Annotated in this window: 14 protein-coding genes; 5 read left to right on the top strand and 9 right to left on the bottom strand. The window is 62.3% G+C overall.

Features of this window, described 5'->3' with window-relative positions:
- Positions 1-57: 57 nt before the first annotated feature.
- The 7 genes from mdoH to GLS_RS04040 form a co-directional block, all read right to left on the bottom strand.
- The gene (gene mdoH, locus GLS_RS04070) at positions 58-2,244 is read right to left on the bottom strand and encodes a glucans biosynthesis glucosyltransferase MdoH (RefSeq protein ID WP_052327458.1); all 2,187 of its coding nucleotides are present in this window, start codon (positions 2,242-2,244) and stop codon (positions 58-60) included.
- The gene (locus GLS_RS04065) at positions 2,220-3,788 is read right to left on the bottom strand and encodes a glucan biosynthesis protein (protein ID WP_041111334.1); all 1,569 of its coding nucleotides are present in this window, start codon (positions 3,786-3,788) and stop codon (positions 2,220-2,222) included. Before GLS_RS04065 ends, mdoH begins: the two co-directional genes overlap by 25 nt.
- A 162-nt stretch (positions 3,789-3,950) precedes the next feature.
- Positions 3,951-4,601, bottom strand: coding sequence for a dethiobiotin synthase (bioD, locus tag GLS_RS04060; protein ID WP_041111333.1), 651 nt, complete (start codon positions 4,599-4,601; stop codon positions 3,951-3,953).
- Positions 4,598-5,410: a methyltransferase domain-containing protein gene (locus GLS_RS04055; RefSeq protein WP_041111332.1), complete on the bottom strand. Its 813-nt coding sequence runs from the start codon at positions 5,408-5,410 to the stop codon at positions 4,598-4,600. The genes bioD and GLS_RS04055 overlap by 4 nt, the downstream gene beginning before the upstream one ends.
- Positions 5,397-6,023, bottom strand: a complete 627-nt coding sequence (locus tag GLS_RS04050; protein WP_041111331.1) for an alpha/beta hydrolase family protein — start codon at positions 6,021-6,023, stop codon at positions 5,397-5,399. The genes GLS_RS04055 and GLS_RS04050 overlap by 14 nt, the downstream gene beginning before the upstream one ends.
- Positions 6,020-7,198 (bottom strand): aminotransferase class I/II-fold pyridoxal phosphate-dependent enzyme, encoded by a 1,179-nt coding sequence (locus tag GLS_RS04045; RefSeq protein WP_041111330.1) that lies wholly within the window; start codon positions 7,196-7,198, stop codon positions 6,020-6,022. The genes GLS_RS04050 and GLS_RS04045 overlap by 4 nt, the downstream gene beginning before the upstream one ends.
- Positions 7,195-8,475, bottom strand: coding sequence for an adenosylmethionine--8-amino-7-oxononanoate transaminase (locus GLS_RS04040; RefSeq protein WP_052327457.1), 1,281 nt, complete (start codon positions 8,473-8,475; stop codon positions 7,195-7,197). The genes GLS_RS04045 and GLS_RS04040 overlap by 4 nt, the downstream gene beginning before the upstream one ends.
- Before the next feature lie 250 nt (positions 8,476-8,725).
- Between GLS_RS04040 and GLS_RS04035 the strand changes: the two genes are divergently transcribed.
- A complete protein-coding gene (locus GLS_RS04035) occupies positions 8,726-8,932 on the top strand; it encodes a hypothetical protein (RefSeq protein WP_041111329.1) in 207 nt (68 codons plus the stop codon).
- Between the two features lie 33 nt (positions 8,933-8,965).
- Here GLS_RS04035 and GLS_RS04030 read toward each other — a convergent pair whose 3' ends face one another.
- Both GLS_RS04030 and GLS_RS04025 read right to left on the bottom strand, forming a co-directional pair.
- Complete coding sequence (locus GLS_RS04030; RefSeq protein WP_041111328.1) at positions 8,966-10,420, bottom strand: protein adenylyltransferase SelO; 1,455 nt, start codon at positions 10,418-10,420, stop codon at positions 8,966-8,968.
- Between the two features lie 85 nt (positions 10,421-10,505).
- Positions 10,506-11,423: a LysR family transcriptional regulator gene (locus tag GLS_RS04025; RefSeq protein WP_041112641.1), complete on the bottom strand. Its 918-nt coding sequence runs from the start codon at positions 11,421-11,423 to the stop codon at positions 10,506-10,508.
- A 132-nt stretch (positions 11,424-11,555) separates the two neighbouring features.
- Between GLS_RS04025 and GLS_RS04020 the strand changes: the two genes are divergently transcribed.
- The 4 genes from GLS_RS04020 (at position 11,556) to GLS_RS04005 (ending at position 18,242) form a co-directional block, all read left to right on the top strand.
- Complete coding sequence (locus GLS_RS04020; RefSeq protein ID WP_041111327.1) at positions 11,556-12,329, top strand: SDR family oxidoreductase; 774 nt, start codon at positions 11,556-11,558, stop codon at positions 12,327-12,329.
- 379 nt (positions 12,330-12,708) lie between these two features.
- A complete protein-coding gene (locus GLS_RS04015; protein WP_405002424.1) occupies positions 12,709-14,913 on the top strand; it encodes a peptidase domain-containing ABC transporter in 2,205 nt (734 codons plus the stop codon).
- A 2-nt stretch (positions 14,914-14,915) separates the two neighbouring features.
- On the top strand, positions 14,916-16,376 hold the full coding sequence (locus tag GLS_RS04010; protein WP_041111326.1) for an HlyD family type I secretion periplasmic adaptor subunit: 1,461 nt from the start codon (positions 14,916-14,918) through the stop codon (positions 16,374-16,376).
- A 93-nt stretch (positions 16,377-16,469) separates the two neighbouring features.
- Positions 16,470-18,242, top strand: a complete 1,773-nt coding sequence (locus tag GLS_RS04005) for a tetratricopeptide repeat protein (protein WP_041111325.1) — start codon at positions 16,470-16,472, stop codon at positions 18,240-18,242.
- The last annotated feature ends 5 nt before the right edge of the window (positions 18,243-18,247 follow it).

Here is an 18,247-nt window from a genome sequence, read left to right as displayed (position 1 = left end):
AAACGCCCCGGCTGTCATGGCCGGGGCGTTTTTTTATGCCGTAAAGCGCTGGGGGTTTCAGGCCTTGAGCTGCTCCATGAGCTGGATGCCCTCGGGATTTCCCAGCACGGCGGCCTTCTCCTGACGTGAGAGGCATTCCAGCGCGACCTGCAGGGATGGTGCCTCCCTCAGCTTGACCAGCCCGACGAGCAGATTGGCATCGATCGGACTCCCCGGCTTGCGGGGAGGGGGCAGGGCGCCTTCATGGGCGGCGAGAAGGGTGGCGTTCTGGCGAAGTGCGGCAAAAGCCTCCTCCGGCGGAGCGTTCGGCGCATGGGCCGCGCGTTCCCGCGCCGCGTCATTGGCTGCGGCAAGCTGAAGGATTGGCGGCGGTGCCGTTTCTTCTTCGATCAGCAGCAGACCGGCCCGGCGCAGGCCCAGCCCGACATCCCGGCTCGCCGTCAGCGCTGCCAGCGGAATGGCAAGGACCAGCCCCAGCAGTACCGGCGTCATCCACAGGAACAGCGCCTGTGAGACCGACCAGGCCGCGACTGCCAGAAGCAGCCCGAACACTGTGTAGATCCAGTAGCCGTGCGCCACTTCCTTCAGCGACACCCGGCCATCGTCACGGTTCTGCGCGTTCCAGCCGGAATCCCGGCCCAGCAGGATCGAGATGACGCCGGAGGTCTGGATCAGCATGGCAATCGGCGCGATCAGGCCGCCGATCAGCGTCTCCAGAACGATGGAAACTGCCAGCCGGAAAATCCCGCCTGAACCCCGCAGAGCCGCGCGGTCGAACATCATGGCGATGAATGCCAGAGCCTTCGGGGCCAGCAGAATCCCCATCGTCCCGATGAAGACGAGCTTCGCCTGGACCGGATCAACCCGCGGCCAGTGCGGATAAAGCGTGGGTTTCGTACCGAAATATTCGGGATGATAGAAATGGGACTGAAGCGAGATCAGGATGCCGAACAGCAGGAACAGCAGCCAGAGCGGCGACATGATGTAGGAGCCGATGCCGGTCAGCATGTGCACGCGGCTGACCCAGTGCAGGCCCTTCGTGCCAAGGATCTTGCTGTGCTGCAGATTGCCCTGGCACCAGCGACGGTCGCGGATGGCGACATCCGTCAGGGACGGCGGGCTTTCCTCATAGGAACCGAACAGGCCTGGCACCATGTGAATGGCCCAGCCGCCACGGCGCATGAGCGCGGCTTCCACGAAGTCATGGCTGAGGATGTGGCCGCCGAATGGCGCACGGCCCTTCAGATGCGGCAGACCGGCCTGCTCCGCGAAAGCCTGCGTGCGGATGACGGCGTTATGGCCCCAGTAATTGCCTTCTGAACCATGCCACCAGGCAATGCCATGCGCGATCAGCGGCCCATAGACGCGGCCTGCAAACTGCTGCATCCGGGCAAAAAGCGTGCGGCCACCCACGATGACCGGCAGGGTCTGGATCAGGCCCACACCGTCATGTTGCTCCATGGCTGCCGTAATGCGCACGATCAGGCTGCCATCCATGACGCTGTCCGCATCGAGCGTGAGCATCTGCTGATAGGACGAGCCAAACCGCGTGACCCAGTCACCCAGATTGCCGGCCTTGCGGTCGATGTTCTTGTGACGGCGGCGGTAGAAAATCCGCCTGTCGCCGTTCGTGGCCTTGCGGAACTCCAGAAAAGCCCGCTCTTCCTGCACCCAGACATCCGGATTGGTCGTGTCGGACAGGATGAAGAAATCGAAGGCGTCGATCTGTCCGGTCGCGAGAATGCTGTCGTGAATGGCGCGCAGACCGGCGAGGACGCGCGTCGGGTCCTCGTTATAGGTCGGCATCAGGACGGCGGTGCGGCTTTTCAGCTCCGGCAGCGGTCCTGTGCGATGGATGCCAAGCCCCAGTCCGCCGCGCCGGATCAGCGAGACGAAACCACCCAGGCAGGACGTGAAGGACAGGGCGATCCAGAACGCGAGAATGGCGAACAGGACCAGAATGATGACGCCCAGTGCCGAGACACCGAGCGAGTTGAAGACCTGGTTGATCCTGTACATGCCGTAGCCCGTCAGCAGCAGCGCGCCGCCAAAAACGAACAGGCGGCGCAGCCACAGAAAGGACGGCGTGGTCGGCAGGATACGGAAAGGTCTGCCGTGACGGTCCGGCTGCTGGTGAAGGTTCTGCGCCTTCATGGCCAGCGGCGCTTCCGGCGGCAGGAACGGGGCTGTGGCCGGCCCGGCTGAAGGGGAAAATTCGGTCACGGCGTCCAACGATACATCCATTTTTCTGAAATCGGACCCTGATCGCCGGCGAGCTGGGCCTGGAGTTCACACATTTTCGCATCGCCGGGCACGAACTCGAAGGTCGTGCGCCAGCCCTGGATTTCGGGGTTCGGCTCGACCACGACGTTGCGGATCGTGCCGGGTGTGGCCTGCGAGATCAGATGGAAATTCGTGCCCGGCGGCACGTTCTGGAACGGTGCGCCGGTAAAGTCGATCGCGAAGAACCGTGCATCGGCATGATCGGTCACGCCACCGATCCGCGTTGCCGCAACCCGGGCCATCTGGGTCGGCCACGGCGTGTCCCAGCCCCAGTACATCCGGTAGATGTAGCTGTATTCCTGCCCGCCCTTCATGGGCTGCTTGGGACGCCAGAAGGAGACGATGTTGTCGTTGACTTCGTTGGGCGTCGGGATCTCCACGAGATCGACGGCACCATCGCCCCAGTTGCCGATGGGCTCGATCCACAGCGACGGACGCTTCTGGTAGTTGAGCGCCAGATCCTCGTAGTCGTGGAAGGAGCGCTTGCGCTGCATCAGGCCGAAACCGTGCGGGCTGCTGTCCTCGAAGGCCGAGAACTGGAGATCGGTCGGGTTGATGAGCGGCCGGTAAAGCTGCTGCCCTGCGCCCGTCCAGATCTGGAGCGCCTCGCTGTCATGCGCGGCCGGACGCCAGTCATCGACGTGATTGCGCTCGTTGGCGTCGAAATAGAACATGCCCGTGAGCGGCGCGATCCCGGATTCCGTGATGTCCTGACGCGGGAACAGCGAGGACTGCACATCGAAGACGGTCGTATCGCCCGGACGGATGGTGAAGCGGAAGGCGCCGGTCAGGGACGGGCTGTCGAGCAGCGCGTGAATGACGATGGATTCCACGCCCGGCTCCGGCTTTTCAAGCCAGAATTCGCGGAACAGGGCGAATTCCTCGCCTTTCGGATTGCCGGTGCCATCCGCGAAGGCACGGGCGGACAGTCCGTAATTCTGACCCTTGGCCACGGCGCGGAAATAGGATGCACCAAGGAAGACGGCACATTCTTCCATGACGCCCGGCGTGTTGATCGCATAGCGCAGACGCAGGCCCGAGAAGCCGAGATCATCCGTGACGCGCAGGACGGGGTTGGAATAGGTGAAGAGATCGGGATCGTAGGGAATGGGCGTGGACTGCCCGCCCGTGACCTCGTTCATGCCGATCCGGGGCTTGTACAGGAAGCCGCGCGGGAAGAACTCCACATCGAACGCCAGGTTCTGACCATGCCACAGCGCCTTCTCTGGATTGAAGGCAATGCTGCGGAACTGGTCGAAATCCATGTTCGCGATGGCATTGGGCAGCGTCGGAGACGGCGGGGAATAGGGCTTCTTCGACAGGCGCTGCGCCAGAAGGCGGACCGTGCCATTGTCAAAAGGCGTCGATTCCGGCGCGGCGGTTCCCGCCGGTGGAGAAGCCGCTGTGGGTGTGGCTGTGGACTGGGCATGGGCCATACGGGAGGCTGTTCCTAGAAGGGTCAGTCCGGCCCCAAGCTTGACCAGATCACGGCGCAGGATACTCATACTCTTCCCAATATCCCAGTTTCTGTCGGCATCTCCGAAACGAAGTCCGATCTTCCAGCGATACGCCGGAAGCCCTTCGTTGCGAAGTGCTCTTCTATGATGAGGATGCCATTTCACAAGGTCTGGCGCGGTCTTTTTATGGCATGCGCCCCGGATGACACATTATTGTGAAATCTGTTGCTGCAAGACATCAAGTAACGGAACATTGCCAGACAATTCGGCGACAGATGTTTCCGTTATTGCGTCGAGATGCGGAACCTGGAACAGGATCTGCGTTTTGCCAAAGCGCGCAATGTCCCGTTCATTGCCGGAATTTGGCGGCCCGACAGGCACCACGCCAGCCACGGGAATGCCGCGCCGCCGCAGCGCCTCAAGGCTCAGCAGCGTGTGATTGATCGTCCCCAATCCGCTGCGTGTAACCAGCACGACCGGCAGGCCCAGGCTTTCGATCAGGTCCACGATCATCATGTCTTCACGCACCGGCACCATCAGCCCGCCCGCGCCTTCCACGACCAGCGGCCCCTGCACCTGCGGCAGGACGAGCCGTCCCGGATTGACGGTCACGTTCTCCAGATCGCCCGCCGCCAGTGGGGCAAGCGGGGCCTGAAAGGCATAGGCCGGGGGGATGATCCGTGCAGCAGACAGCCCCGCAAGGTCCCGGACGGTAGGCGTATCGCCTTCCTCATCCGCAAGACCGGTCTGAAGCGGTTTCCAGTAAGTGGCGTTCCAGGCACGGCACAGAATGGCGCTGACCAGGGTCTTGCCGATCCCGGTATCCGTTCCCGTGACGAAAACCCCGCGTTGAAAATTCATGGCTCTGTCCTTTCCGTTTTCACGCCGGATTTCACGAATGTCCCGATGCCGATCTGATAGGTCACGCTGGAATGCGTGCGGTCAAAATGCCGCATGGCCCGGCGCAGGGCCGCGGTGCTGGCGGGCGTGCTGCCAGCGCGTGGAACCGATGCTCCGATCTGCCGCAGGCCCCGCAGGAAGTCCCGCGCGCTGTCTACGGGATCCTGCAGCGTCAGCACCTCCCATGTTCCCATGCCGCCCGGGGGGCATTCGGTTCGCACTGTCTGCGCGGATGGATAATCCGGTACGCCACACGGCGCCCCTTCCGCCAGACAGGCCTGTTTCCATTCGTCCAGACTGCCCTGCAGCAGCGTCGTGACCATCAGACGCCCCTGTGGCGCCAGCAGGTCGCAAAGCCGCCGCAAGCCGTCGCTCCGGTTCGAGAACCATTGCAGGCACAAGCTGGAAGCAATCAGATCGAACGGTCCGGATACGTCTGGATGTTCCGCGTCCATGACGTGAAAGCGGATGGCTTCGCCCGAAAGCCGCTGACGCGCCCGTGCGATCATGCCAGGTGCCAGATCGGTCGCCAGCAGGCTGGCCTGCGGGAAATGATCCGCCAACCGCGCCGTCAGGAAGCCTGTGCCGCAGCCGAATTCCAGAATGGAGGCAGGGGCATCATCCGCCGTGGCGGCTCGGATGCGGTCCATCAAGGCCATGGTGCAGCGGCGCTGGATATGAGCCGCCGCGTCATAGTCCTCAGCCGCATCAAACCGCGCGGCAATGCTGCTGCGACGCAGGATATCTTCAGGAGTGTCAGCGCGGGTCATCGAGCCACCGCCGCACGAAATCCGCGCAAAGTCCGGAATGGGTGAGGGGCAGCAGATGGCCGCCCTCAACCCGTTCGCCCGCTGTCGCAAAACCAGCTTTGGCCGCGCCGAACGGATCGTCGGTGCCCGTCATCCAGTGCAGCTGGTCATTCCAGTCCGCAGCCTGCGGGCGATGATCCAGAGTCTGAAGCGCTTCCAGTCCCCGATCCAGTGCATCCACATCCGGTGTGCCGGGAAGTGGCGCATCCGTTCCGCAAAGAGCGCGGAAATCATGCAGAACGGCGACCGGATCACGTTTCAGGCGTGCCCGCATCCGGGTCAGAACCCGTTCTGGCGTCCCGTCTGGAAAGTCCGGCGCGGCTGTGAAACGGGGAAAGCCGTTGAAGAACACCAGCCCCTCACATCCCGGTAGGTCCTGCTCCAGCAGTGCCAGCGATCCCGCCGAATGCCCGATAGCCAGATAAGGTGCATCCGGCAGGGCCGGGCGATGTTCCGAGCCGAAATAACCGCAATCCACGACCTGCGCGCTCACATCCGGCAGATGCGCCAGCATTGGCGTCCAGAAAGACGCATCAAACCCCCAGCCATGCACAAGATAGAGCGCCCGTGTCATGCGATGTCTCGTGTCAGAGCGATGACAGCCTGTCCCAGACGGTCGATTTCCGCATCGCTCAGCCCGGCATGAAGCGCCAGCCGCAGCCGTGCGGTTCCGGCAGGCACGGTCGGCGGGCGGATCGCCACCGTCAGAAACCGCGCCTCTTCAAGTCCGGCAGCCACAGCCATGGCGCGTTCAGACCCCCCAATCAGGACAGGAACGATCTGCGTTGTGGAGTCCGCCGTGGACAGCCCCGCTCCATGCAGTGTGGCTCGAAGCCGCTCGGCCTGTCCGAGCAACTGGGCGCGTTCTTCATCCAGACCCGGCACGACATCCAGTGCCGCATCGATCGCGCCCAGAACCGCAGGGGGCAGGGCCGTGCTGTAAATGAAGCCCGACGCATGGTTCATTAGATAGTCGCAGAGCGGCTTCGAGCCTGCGACATAAGCGCCCATCCCGCCCAGCGCCTTGCTGCACGTTCCCATCGTCAGATCGGCCATCCCGCAGGACAGGCCGCGCCCCTTCGGCCCCAGAACGCCGGTCGCATGGGCTTCGTCCACATAAAGGAACGCCCCCGCCCGGTCGGCCAGCGTCCGCAGAGCCGGAATATCGGCGCGGTCTCCGTCCATGGAGAACACGCTTTCCGTCACGATCATCCGCAGGCCGGGTTTTTCGGCCTCGCGGGCCAGCAGAGTTTCCAGATGGGACAGATCATTGTGCCGGAACCGGATCTGCCGCACGCCTGCTGCCGCGCAGCCATGATGCAGGCTGGCATGGTTCAGCCGGTCTGAAAATACCAGCATCGGCGCGCCCGTCCGGGCCACGGACAGCGCACAGAGTGCAGGCATAACGGACGCATTGGCCTGCCAGCCCGAGGCGAACAGGATCGCATCCTCACAGCCCTTGAAGGCGGCCATTTTCGTCTCGACCTGCCGGTGCAGCTCCAGCGTTCCGCTGACCAGCCGTGAGGCCCGCGCGCCCGTCCCGAAGCGCAGCGCCCAGTCAGCCGCGCGTTCGCGCAGCAGGGGATGATCCGCCAGCCCCAGATAGTCGTTGGACGACACATCCAGCATCCGCCGCCCGTCGCGGATGATCATGCCGTCCTGCCGGACTACGGGACGCAGGCTTCGGCGTGTTCCGATGGCCTCGCGTTCAGTCAGGGTGGCGATGAAATGGCTGTCGAACAGGCTCATGCGCGCTCCCGCAGCACATCCACGATGGCCGTTGTCAGACGCGTGAGCTCTTCGGGGGTGATGGTGAAGGCAGGCGTCAGATAGAGGATGTTGCGGAAGGGCCTGATCCAGACGCCACGTTCCACGAAGGCCCGGCGGAGCGCATCGGGATCGTCCAGCGTCTCAAGTTCCACCACGCCGATTGCACCAAGGACGCGTACATCCTTCACGCCGGGCAGCGTGCGGCAGAGCTCCAGTTCCCGCGCAAGCTGGGCTGAGATGGCCGCGACCTGCTCCAGTCGTGGCTCGGTCTCGAACAGGTCCAGCGACGCATTGGCGACCGCACAGGCCAGCGGATTGGCCATAAAGGTCGGCCCGTGCATCAGGGCGTGCCCGGCGCTGTCGGACAGGAACGCTTCGAAGACACCCCGCCGGGCCACAGTCGCGGCCAGCGCCATGGTCCCGCCGGTCAGGGCCTTCGACAGCGCCACGATATCCGGCACGATCCCTGCCTGTTCGCAGGCAAACATCGTTCCCGTGCGGCCAAAACCTGTGAAGATTTCGTCGAGGATCAGCAGGATTCCGTGACGGTCGCACAGTTCGCGCAGACGGCGCAGGACCTCGGGGTCATGAAACAGCATGCCGCCCGCACCCTGAACCAGAGGCTCCGTAACCATGGCCGCGATGCTGTTGCCGCGTTCCGCCAGCAGGGCTTCAAGCCGCGCCATGCTGTCCGCCTCCACGGGTAGATCGGCTAGGACCTGTTCAGGCAGAACGCCGGCGAACAGGCTGTGCATGCCTTCCTCGGGGTCGCAGATGGACATCATGCCCAGCGTGTCCCCGTGATAGCCGCCGCGGAAGGACAAGATCTTCGTCCGGCCCAAAGTGCCGCGGTTGATGTGATACTGCACCGCCATCTTGATCGCGACTTCCATCGCGACCGATCCGGAATCGGTGAAGAACACCCGCTCCAGATCGCCCGGCAGCATCGCTGCCAGCCGCGCGGCCAGACGGATGGCGGGTTTATGCACCATGCCGCCGAACATCACATGCGGCATCCGCTCCGCCTGCCGGACCAGTGCCCTATGAATGTGCGGATGACTGTAGCCATGACAGGCCGTCCACCAGGCCGCCACGCCATCCACAAGCTCGCGGCCGTCCGCAAGCGTGATCCGGCTTCCCGAAGTGCTGACGGCCTCCACGGGGAAAGGCGCGGTCTGCATCTGGGTATAGGGCAGCCACAGATTCGGCTGGTCAGCGGCGGTCAGGTGAGGGGCGGAAGGAGCGTTGCGAGACATGGCTTGCGTTTTCCCGCATGGCTCGGGGTGAGTCCATCCCCCCGGCCCTTGTGACGCCACAGCGAGGGGCGGGATCGTTCCGCAGACGGCACGCCCTATCATAAAAAGGTCACGTTCCATTAAGCAACGATGTGGCATGAGCCCCGTTAGTGACGCGTTCCAGATCGGTGGAGCCCTGAGGAGGGGCTCGTGTGGAACGTGGAAACATTCTGTGCTCCCGACGCGGGAGTCATGACGAGGTTGAAGACCAATGCTGAGTTCCAAGGTCATTCATGTCGATGGCGTCTTTCTGGGGACGGCCATCATGAGTGGAAGCCTGAGCACCCTGCGTTTCTATGCCACGCATGAGAGCGTGCGCGCGCTTCACAACGCCTGCATGCCGGATTTCGGTGCGCTGTATGCCCAGGTCAAGAGCCTGTTCAACCGCAGCCGCCTGCTGACGCCGAAAATCGCCTGATCCGGCTGTTCTGATCCTTTCCCCTGCGGCGCGTCAGGTGCCGCAGAATGTATTCATGACCTTCTCATGAGGTGCCGGGGGCACCTCAAATCCGTCTGCCGCATCATCAAACGGATGTGACAGCGCCTCAACCAGACGGTGGAACGGCGCGTAATCGCCCGCCATCGCTGACCGGATCATCTCTTCGATCCTGTGATTGCGCGGAATGATGCGCGGATTGGTCGCCTGCATGTCCATGTAACAGCCTTCGGCCGGACGCTCTTCCCGGCCCAGCCGCGCCTGCCAGTCCCCGATCCAGTCTTCAATCCCCGACCCCGGCCCGAACAGCGCCACGAGACTGTCCGTCTGTCCGGTCCGAACCACGTCGCCAAGCCGTCGGAATGTCAGCGTGAAATCCGCTTCGCCCCGATGCATGGCCGTCAGCAGACGTCCCGTCAGCCGGGCATCACCGTTTTCTTCCCGCGCCAGACCCAGCTTCCGCCGCCAGCCGCCGAGATAGGTGTCGTTGAACACGTCATCAAAGCGCATCAGCGCGTCTTTGGCCTGTTCGATCGCCTTCTCGCGATCGCTGTCCAGCAGGGGCAGCAGCGCCTCCGCCAGTCGCCCCAGGTTCCACAGCGCCATGTCCGGCTGGTTCCCGTAGGCATAGCGTCCGTTCTGATCAATGAAGCTGAAGACCTTCGCCGGGTCATAAGCATCCAGAAACGCGCAGGGACCGAAATCAATGGTTTCGCCTGCGATGGACACGTTGTCCGTGTTCATGACGCCATGAATGAAGCCGACCAGCATCCAGCGCGCCACCAGATCCGCCTGCCGTGCCGTCACGGCTTCCAGAAGCGCCAGATAGGGATTTTCCGCCTCTGCCAGCTCGGGATACAGGCGTCCGATCACGTGGTCCGCAAGAATGCGCACCCCTTCGATATCGCCCTGCGCTGCGAAATACTGGAACGTCCCGACCCGCACATGGCTGGAGGCGACCCGCACGATAACGCCACCGGGCTGCATCGTCTCGCGGGCGACGCTTTCCCCCGTCGTCAGGGCAGCGAGGGCGCGTGTCGTGGGAATGCCGAGCGCATGCATGGCTTCACTGACCACATATTCGCGCAGAACCGGCCCCAGAGCCGCCCGTCCGTCCCCGCGTCGTGAAAACGGCGTTGGCCCGGAGCCCTTGAGATGAATGTCCCGCAGGCATCCGGACCGGTCCGTCACTTCACCGACCAGCATGGCTCGCCCGTCCCCGAGGCTCGGGACGAAATGCCCGAACTGATGGCCGGCATAAGCCATGGCCACCGGTGTAGCGCCGTCCGGTCGCAGGCCCTGGCTCAGAAAGGCGACCCCCGCCGGGCTGCGCAGCCAGTCCGGGTCCATCCCGAGTTCCCGCGCCAAAGATTCGTTCAGCGCCACGATCTGCGGATTGCGAAACGGCGCCGGGGCGAGGGGGGCGGAAAAACGCTCGGGCAGGGAGGCATAGATGCGGGAGAGCTGCATCAGAATTCCAATCGGGACTTGTGGAGTCTGTCTTCAGATGGGCCAGAGAGCCGGAAAAGGGAAGGGCGACAGCCGGTTTCCGGGTTCAGCTTTCGGCATCTTTGGGAAAACAGTGCGCGTCCAGAAGCCCGGTCAGCCATTCCGTAAAGACTTCCAGTCGGCGGGAGAGATGCGTCCGGTGCGGGTATAACAGCGTCATCGGAAGCGGAGCGGCCCGCCATTGCGGCAGGATATCAACGAGTTCGCCCCTGCGGATGTGGGGAAGGACGTCATAGGCGGGAAGCTGCGCCAGCCCCAGCCCCGCCAGGCAGCAGGCCACGGCTCCTTCCGCGCTGTTGACCGTCACGCGCCCCCGGACCGGTCTGCTGTTTTCCCGGCCATCGTGCTCCCATTCCCAGTCTTCGATACGGCCCGTGGTGGGCGAGGCGTAGAGCACGGCCTGATGTGCCGACAGATCGGCGGGAGTCTGCGGGGTGCCATGCTGCGCCAGATAGGACGGGCTCGCGACATTGAAGACCGGCAGCAGCCCCAGTTTCCGGCCGATCAGGCTCGAATCCTGCAAAGGCCCGACCCGCAGCACACAGTCTGTCCCGTCTTCAGCGAGGTTGATGCTGCGATCCGTCATGCCCAGCTCGATGTCCAGCCCCGGATAACGGTCCAGAAACTCCGGGAGGGCGGGCGCGACGATCAGCCGTCCGATGCGGCTGGGAAGATTGACCTTCACATGCCCGCGCGTCTGGGAACTGTGGAGCCGGAACCGGTTTTCAGCGTCTTCGAAGTCTCCAAGCAGCCGAAGGGCAGTCTGCTGGAACATCCGGCCATCATCCGTCAGTCGGACCGATCGCGTGGTACGGGCCAGAAGACGGGTGCCAAGCCGGTTTTCCAGTTCCTGTACAGCGGTTGAAACCGTGGAGCGGGGCATCTGGAGCGTATCGGCCGCATGCGTGAAGCTGCCACTTTCCGCGACCCGGATGAAAATACGGAGCAGGTCAATGCGGTCCATGATGTCTCCGGCATGCTGGGGGATTCTGTTCGTCAATCCTGACAGATGATGTCAGGTTTTCATGCTTTTTCCGGATTGTCTGACAAATCATGGTTCCTGTCATCATCCATACAGCGCGAGGGACTCCTCAACATGGCCGATCACAGCATCAAGGGAAAAACCGCTCTCATCACGGGCGGTGCCAAGAATCTGGGCGGGCTGATCGCTCTCGATCTTGCCGCTCAGGGCGCAGCCGCCATCGCCATTCATTATAACAGTGCCGCCACGCGTCTGGATGCCGAGGCCACGGTCACGGCCCTGAAAATGCAGGGCGTGCGGGCACAGGCCTTCCAGGCCGATCTGACGACGGCTGCTGCGAATGAAAAACTGTTTACCGACGTTGTCGCGGCACTGGGAAAACCGGATATCGCCATCAATACGGCAGGTAAGGTTCTCAAGAAGCCGATCCTGGAGACGTCCGAGGACGAGTATGATGAGATGTTCGCCATCAACGCCAAGGCTGCCTATTTTTTCATCAAGGAAGCCGGGCGGCATCTCAACGACAACGGCAAGCTCGTGACCATCGTGACGTCCCTGCTCGGCGCCTATACGCCCTTCTATTCGACCTATGCCGGCTCGAAGGCTGCCGTCGAGCATGTAACGCGTGCTGCTTCGAAGGAATTCGGGGCACGGGGCATCTCCGTCAACGCGATCGGTCCGGGCCCGATGGATACGCCGTTCTTCTATGGTCAGGAGACCCCGGAAGCTGTGGCCTATCACAAGACGGCCGCCGCCCTGTCGTCCCTGAGCAAAACGGGTCTGACCGATATCGAGGACATCGTGCCCATCGTTCGCTGCCTGGTGTCGGACGGCTGGTGGATGACCGGACAGACCATTCTCGTCAACGGAGGGTACACGACGAAGTAACGGTCCCTGAAGGGGCGGAGAGGAAAGCCAACACTTTCTGAAAAGCCCGAACCCCGTGACGAAAAGGGAAAAGACAAAAACGCCCGCCCGGGAATAACAGGACACGGGATATGGTTTTCTCTGATCATATCCCGTGTTTTCAATAAAACGTCCTCGTGACGAGGGTGTTTATGCTTGAAGGCGTTAATGAGTTTTTGATCTGTCTGGACTATGCTGGCATCAGGTATTTTTCAGTTCCTGCCTGCAGGGGTGGTGACGGAAAAGAGAGTCTTCTCTATTCATAAGAAGATGAACTGGCGTTCCTGCCTGTGGTGCCGCCCTTTGGTCTGCCCTGGCGCGACAACAGCATAGAGGACATTTCGTGGAGCATACCCAGAGCTTGTCAGGCCCCGACGGAAGGGTCAGTCCGACCGTCATCCGGCTTTACGCTGTCCTGGCCGCAGCCCGCTATCACGGCCTGGAACTGGATATCCGCGATTTTGCGGCGGAACCAGGTGAGGATTCGCCGTCTCCCGCCACCCTCGCACGCTGGCTGAACGAGCAGGGCGCCGTTGCCAAAGGCATGCGCCTGCGGTGGCGTTATCTCGTCAAGATCCGCAATTCCCCGCCTGTCGTCCTGATGTTCAAGGATGGCTCAGCCGGCCTGATGGTCCGTGCCGACGCCGAAAAGGGCGTGGTGTGGCTCCGTGATCCGATGGGCGGCGAGGGCGATACCCCGGTCCCCGTCGACGAACTGCGCCTCATGCAGGTCTGGACCGGCGATGTGCTGCTGGTCAAACGCCGGCGTGACGAATCCGAGGCGGATGCCAAGTTTGATCTGCTCTGGTTCGCGAAGATGGTGCTTCGCGAAAAGAAGGTGATGCGGGACATCGCCTTTGCCTCGCTGATTTTGAGTATTCTGCAGGTCTTTCCCGCTCTGATCGTCATGCAGGTCGTCGATCGGGTGGTGAACTATCACTCAATGGCGACGCTGATCTCCCTGACCGGCTTTGTCATCATTCTTTCGTTTTACGAAATCCTGCTGACCTACGCCCGGCGCGAGCTGTCCCTCATCCTGTCCACCCGACTGGACGCCCGTATCTCGCTGCATGCCTTCAACAGGCTTCTCGCCCTTCCGCTCGAGTTCTATGAGCGCGAACAGACGGGCGAAATCCTGGGTCGGTTCATGGCCGTCTTCAAAGTCCGGGACTTCCTGACCGGGCAACTGATGAGCACCCTGCTGGACCTCTTCACCCTCATCGTGATCCTGCCCATCCTCTTCGTGATGAGCGCCACCCTTGCATGGATGACACTGGCTGCCGCGGGCTGCATCGGTCTCATCGTGGTGGTCTTCCTGCCGCCCGTGACACGCACCATCAGCCGGCAGGTTCTGGCGGAAATGAAGCGTGGCTCCATTCTCTACGAGACGGTTGCCGGTATCCGGACGGTCAAGACCTTGGCTCTGGAATCGACACGACGCGAGCTGTGGGATGAGCGTACGGCAGATGTGGTGCGCTGGAAACTCGCAGCTGGCCGCATGGTCAGCTGGCCACAGACCCTGGTCATGCCGTTCGAGATCTTCATCAACCGGGGCATTATCCTGGTGGGTGCCTATCTGATCCTGACGAATGCCAGCTCCATGCAGTCCGGTGCTCTCATGGGCTTTATGATGCTGGGTGGACGTGTCGCCAGTCCGCTTGTCAATCTCGCCAAGCTGATGGAAGCCTTCAACGAGGTCAGTGTTTCTCTTGGCGAGGCAGGCGCAGTCCTCAATCAGCCGACAGAAACCAAGGCCCTGACAACCGGAATGCGTCCTGTCATCAAGGGCGCGCTGTCGTTCAACCATGTCGACTTCTCCTATCCCGGCTCGACGAACAAGGCCCTCAACGACGTCACGTTCGATATCCCGGCCGGCACGATGCTGGGTCTCGTGGGACGGTCGGGGTCCGGTAAATCGACGATCACGCGCCTTCTGCAGGGTGTGAGCCGGAACTATACCGGCTATCTCCGTCTCGATGGTGTGGATCTGCGTGAAATCAACCTGACCCATCTGCGCCGCTCCTTTGGCGTGGTGCTTCAGGACAACTTCCTGTTCCGCGGAACGATCCGCGACAACATCACGGCGGGCCGTCCGGGACTGACGATTGATGATGCGATCCGCGCCGCGCGTCTTGCCGGTGCGGAAGAGTTCATCGAACGCATGCCAGCGGGTTATGACACCTGGATCGAAGAAGGCTCGACCAACATCTCGGGTGGTCAGCGGCAGCGGCTTGCCATCGCCCGTGCGGTTATCAGTGATCCGAAGCTGATGATTCTGGATGAGGCTACATCGGCGCTGGATCCGGAGTCCGAAGCGCTCGTGAACGCCAATCTGCAACGGATCGGCAAGGGCCGGACGATGGTGATCGTTTCCCACCGTCTGTCGTCTCTTGTAAACTGTCACCAGATCGCGGTCATGGATCAGGGCAAACTGGTCGATATCGCCCCTCACCGGGTCCTTCTGGAGCGCTGTGAAATCTACCGCATGCTATGGCTGCAGCAGAACCGGCACATGACAGATAACGACGTTCCCGGTTCGGCCGGGCAATTGACGGAAGGAGAGTAATCATGAGCTCTTCCGACATGATCCCCAAGGATGACCGGTCGTCCGGCCAGTCTGATGAAGATTTCAACCAGCATGTTCCGCGGACGGCCACCGATCCTTTCGCGCCCAACGACATGCCGCTGGCACTCCTTGAGTTCCATTCGCCGACGGCTGGACTGGTCAATCTTCCGGCGACACCCTCTGCGCGCTATATCGTCCTGCTGATTGGCGGCTTGGTCGTGGCCAGTATCGCTGCCATGGCCCTGTTTCCGATCAATCGCGTCGTCTCGACGCCGGGCCGGCTGATCTCGACGCAGCCGACCATTGTCGTGCAGCCGCTTGAAACCTCCATCATCCGTTCCATTGATGTCCATGTTGGCGATTTCGTGAAAAAGGGCGATGTGCTCGCCCATCTGGATCCGACCATTACCGAGGCAGACATCACCAACATGCGTCTGCAGCGCGATGCCTATCAGGCGGAATACGACCGTCTGAAGGCGGAGGCCGCTGGGCAGGACTATCATGTCAATCTGAATGACCCTGCGTCGGTCGAGCAGGGCGCTGCCTTCATGCGCCGCAAAACCGAATACCAGGCGCATGTCGAGAACTATGCTCAGCAGATCGCTGGTCTTGAAAGCGATATCCAGGGCTACAGGGCCAATGCGGCCATGTATGGCAGCAAGATGCGCGTTGCCTCCGAGGTCCTGCAGATGCGACAGCGGGAACAGGCCGATCAGGTCGGATCCCGTCTTTCGACCCTGGGTGCCCAGACCGAACTGATGGAAGCCGAGCGTGCGGAGATCGCTGCCCAGCAGAGCGCCAACTCCGCGGAAAAGAAGCTGGCCGCCATGAAGGCCGAACGGGACGGATATATCGGGAACTGGCAGGCCAAGATCTATTCGGACCTGACCGAAGCCGGGCATCATCTGGCCGAATACCGCAGTTCCTATGAAAAGGCGCATCTTCGTCAGGATCTCGTTCTGCTGCGCGCTCCGGAAGATGGAATTGTCCTGACCATTGCGCAGGGCTCTGTCGGCTCGGTCCTGCAATCTGCCGGTCAGTTCATCACTCTCGTGCCCACCGGCTACGGACTTGAAATGGAAGCTGTCCTACGCTCGCAGGATGTGGGCTTCGTTCAGGTCGGCGATCATGCGCTGCTGAAATTCGTGACTTTCCCGTACGATCAGTACGGCGGCGCGGAAGCGACGGTTCGCGTCATCAGTGCGGATGCTTTTACGCCGTCCTCGCAGAACGCCGGTGCTGGCGGTAACGGAAATGCGCCGTCGGACGATGCCACCGCTTCGGGGGTCTATCGTGTCCGTCTGCGGATCGACCGTTATACCCTGCATGGCCAGCCCTCCTTCTTCCATCCGATGCCGGGTATGTCCCTGACGGCTGATATCGATGTCGGAAAACGAACCGTGCTGCAGTATCTGTTCAACAAGATTACACCAGCACTTACCAATGGTATGAGAGAGCCATAATAAAAGCACGGAGCGTCCCTAGAAGCGCTCAAAGGAACGCCCGGCGCAGACCGGGCGTTCTTGTATGACAGTTATTCAGGACCTGTGTCGCTCATGTCGCTCAAACGTCGCCTTTCCGCTCTTCTTTCCTCCCGGGGAAAGCTGGAATATGCGATCCATCTCACGGAAACCGGTCAGGCTGTTCAGGGGTTCGCGCTTCTCAGCCGCCTCGCCGCCACAGGAGACGCGGAGGCCGCGTTCCGGGTCGGACGCGCCTATCTGGACGGGCTTGGGGTTCCGCCCAGTCTCGAAGATGGCGCACGGTGGATCTATCAGGCCGCCGAGGCAGGGCATATTGAAGCGGCCTTCGTGCTGGCCACGCTTTATACGGTCGGTCTGCCTGAAGGATTTGAAATCCGCACGGCCAGCGAGGGACTGGATCTGTCGCATGTGCCGCAGGCAGGCCCAAGACATCCGGATTTCCACCTTGGTCTGCGCTGGGCCAAAATCGCTGCGGATGCCGGTTCCCCGGATGCACAGGCCCTTCTGGGATATATCCTGACCAATGGACCGGAAGACCTGCGCGATCTGACGCAGGCCCGGTCCTGGTACGACCGTTCCGCGGCCGCAGGGTGTTCGCAGGGCCATCTTGGCGTGGCGCTTGCCATTCTCCATGAGGCCCACACGGACGAGGACCTGTCTTCCGCCGCCCGGCATCTGACCGCAGCGACGAAAGGCGGTCTCGGCACGGCTTTCGATATTCTGGGCAGGATGTACGAGTCAGGCTCGGGTGTGCCCCGGGATCTCGGAAAGGCCGCCAGTTATTTCCATCAGGCGGCGGAACGCAACATCGTAACGGCCCAGGCGCGCTACGGGCTGATGCTGCTGGAAGGAACGGGCACGCCCCGGCATTACGGCAGGGCTGAAACCTGGCTGAAGCGCGCTGCGGCGAATGGCGATACGCAGTCCGCCGCCCTGCTTGGTGATCTGTGTGCCAATGGTGGCGATCTGCCTCCCAATCTTGTGGAAGCCGCCAAATGGTACCGTCTGGCTGCCGAGCAGAAACATGCCGGCGCCGCACGGGCCCTCGGGCTGCTCTATCTGACAGGAAATGGTGTCCATCAGGACCCCGATGTCGCGGCGCACTGGTTCAAGGTCGCGTCGGAAGCGGGGGATGCCCATGCGGATGCGGATTTCGGGAACCTGATTCTCGCCGGGGCATCCGCAACCCCTGATGAAAAACAGGCCCTGCATGCCCGTTTCGAAAAAGCCGCCGAAAAGGGGGATCTGGTCGGGGCCTATAATCTGGGTGTGTGCTTTGCGGAAGGCGTGACGGGCACGAAGGACGGACGTGAAGCGGCCCGCTGGATGCAGAAAGCCGCCGATGGTGTCGTCAACGCGCAGTACTGGTACGGCAGGATGCTGCTGGAAGGACGGGGCGTGCAGCCCGATCCCACGCAGGCGCTCTACTGGATGGAAAAGGCCGCCGATGCGGGCATGGCCGAGGCACAGGTCACTGTGGCGGGGCTGCTCGTGGACGGGAGCATCAACGGCCGTCAGGATCATGAAAAAGCCCTGACGCTGTACCGGAAGGCCGCCGAGAGCGGCAACGTGGACGCCATGTTCTCGCTGGCCGCGATGTATGGCGGCGGTCATGACGTCCCCGAGAACCGCCCGCAGGCGCAACTGTGGTTCCGCAAGGCCGCCCAGCGTGGAAACGGCCTCGCCCAGATGATGCTCGGCCGTTATCTCGTGCGCGGACTGGCCGGCGTGACGGACCCGGTGGAAGGCCGTATCTGGCTGGAGCGGGCAAAAGCGCAGAATATCAGGGACGCTGAAGCGGAACTCGCCCTTCTGGACGAAGCGCAGCCGGACGACGATGACTGATCTCC

The organism is Gluconobacter oxydans DSM 3504 (genome assembly GCF_000583855.1).
Lineage (GTDB): Bacteria > Pseudomonadota > Alphaproteobacteria > Acetobacterales > Acetobacteraceae > Gluconobacter > Gluconobacter oxydans.
Note: the sequence above shows the minus strand (reverse complement) of the source record. Positions and strands in the feature narration are given on the sequence as shown.

What these genes read in the sequence shown, in the direction of transcription:
- mdoH (WP_052327458.1), bottom strand. Translation starts at nt 2,244, where the DNA reads ATGGATGTATCGTTGGACGCCGTGACCGAATTTTCCCCTTCAGCCGGG.
- GLS_RS04065 (WP_041111334.1), bottom strand. Translation starts at nt 3,788, where the DNA reads ATGAGTATCCTGCGCCGTGATCTGGTCAAGCTTGGGGCCGGACTGACC.
- bioD (WP_041111333.1), bottom strand. Translation starts at nt 4,601, where the DNA reads ATGAATTTTCAACGCGGGGTTTTCGTCACGGGAACGGATACCGGGATC.
- GLS_RS04055 (WP_041111332.1), bottom strand. Translation starts at nt 5,410, where the DNA reads ATGACCCGCGCTGACACTCCTGAAGATATCCTGCGTCGCAGCAGCATT.
- GLS_RS04050 (WP_041111331.1), bottom strand. Translation starts at nt 6,023, where the DNA reads ATGACACGGGCGCTCTATCTTGTGCATGGCTGGGGGTTTGATGCGTCT.
- GLS_RS04045 (WP_041111330.1), bottom strand. Translation starts at nt 7,198, where the DNA reads ATGAGCCTGTTCGACAGCCATTTCATCGCCACCCTGACTGAACGCGAG.
- GLS_RS04040 (WP_052327457.1), bottom strand. Translation starts at nt 8,475, where the DNA reads ATGTCTCGCAACGCTCCTTCCGCCCCTCACCTGACCGCCGCTGACCAG.
- GLS_RS04035 (WP_041111329.1), top strand. Translation starts at nt 8,726, where the DNA reads ATGCTGAGTTCCAAGGTCATTCATGTCGATGGCGTCTTTCTGGGGACG.
- GLS_RS04030 (WP_041111328.1), bottom strand. Translation starts at nt 10,420, where the DNA reads ATGCAGCTCTCCCGCATCTATGCCTCCCTGCCCGAGCGTTTTTCCGCC.
- GLS_RS04025 (WP_041112641.1), bottom strand. Translation starts at nt 11,423, where the DNA reads ATGGACCGCATTGACCTGCTCCGTATTTTCATCCGGGTCGCGGAAAGT.
- GLS_RS04020 (WP_041111327.1), top strand. Translation starts at nt 11,556, where the DNA reads ATGGCCGATCACAGCATCAAGGGAAAAACCGCTCTCATCACGGGCGGT.
- GLS_RS04010 (WP_041111326.1), top strand. Translation starts at nt 14,916, where the DNA reads ATGAGCTCTTCCGACATGATCCCCAAGGATGACCGGTCGTCCGGCCAG.
- GLS_RS04005 (WP_041111325.1), top strand. Translation starts at nt 16,470, where the DNA reads ATGTCGCTCAAACGTCGCCTTTCCGCTCTTCTTTCCTCCCGGGGAAAG.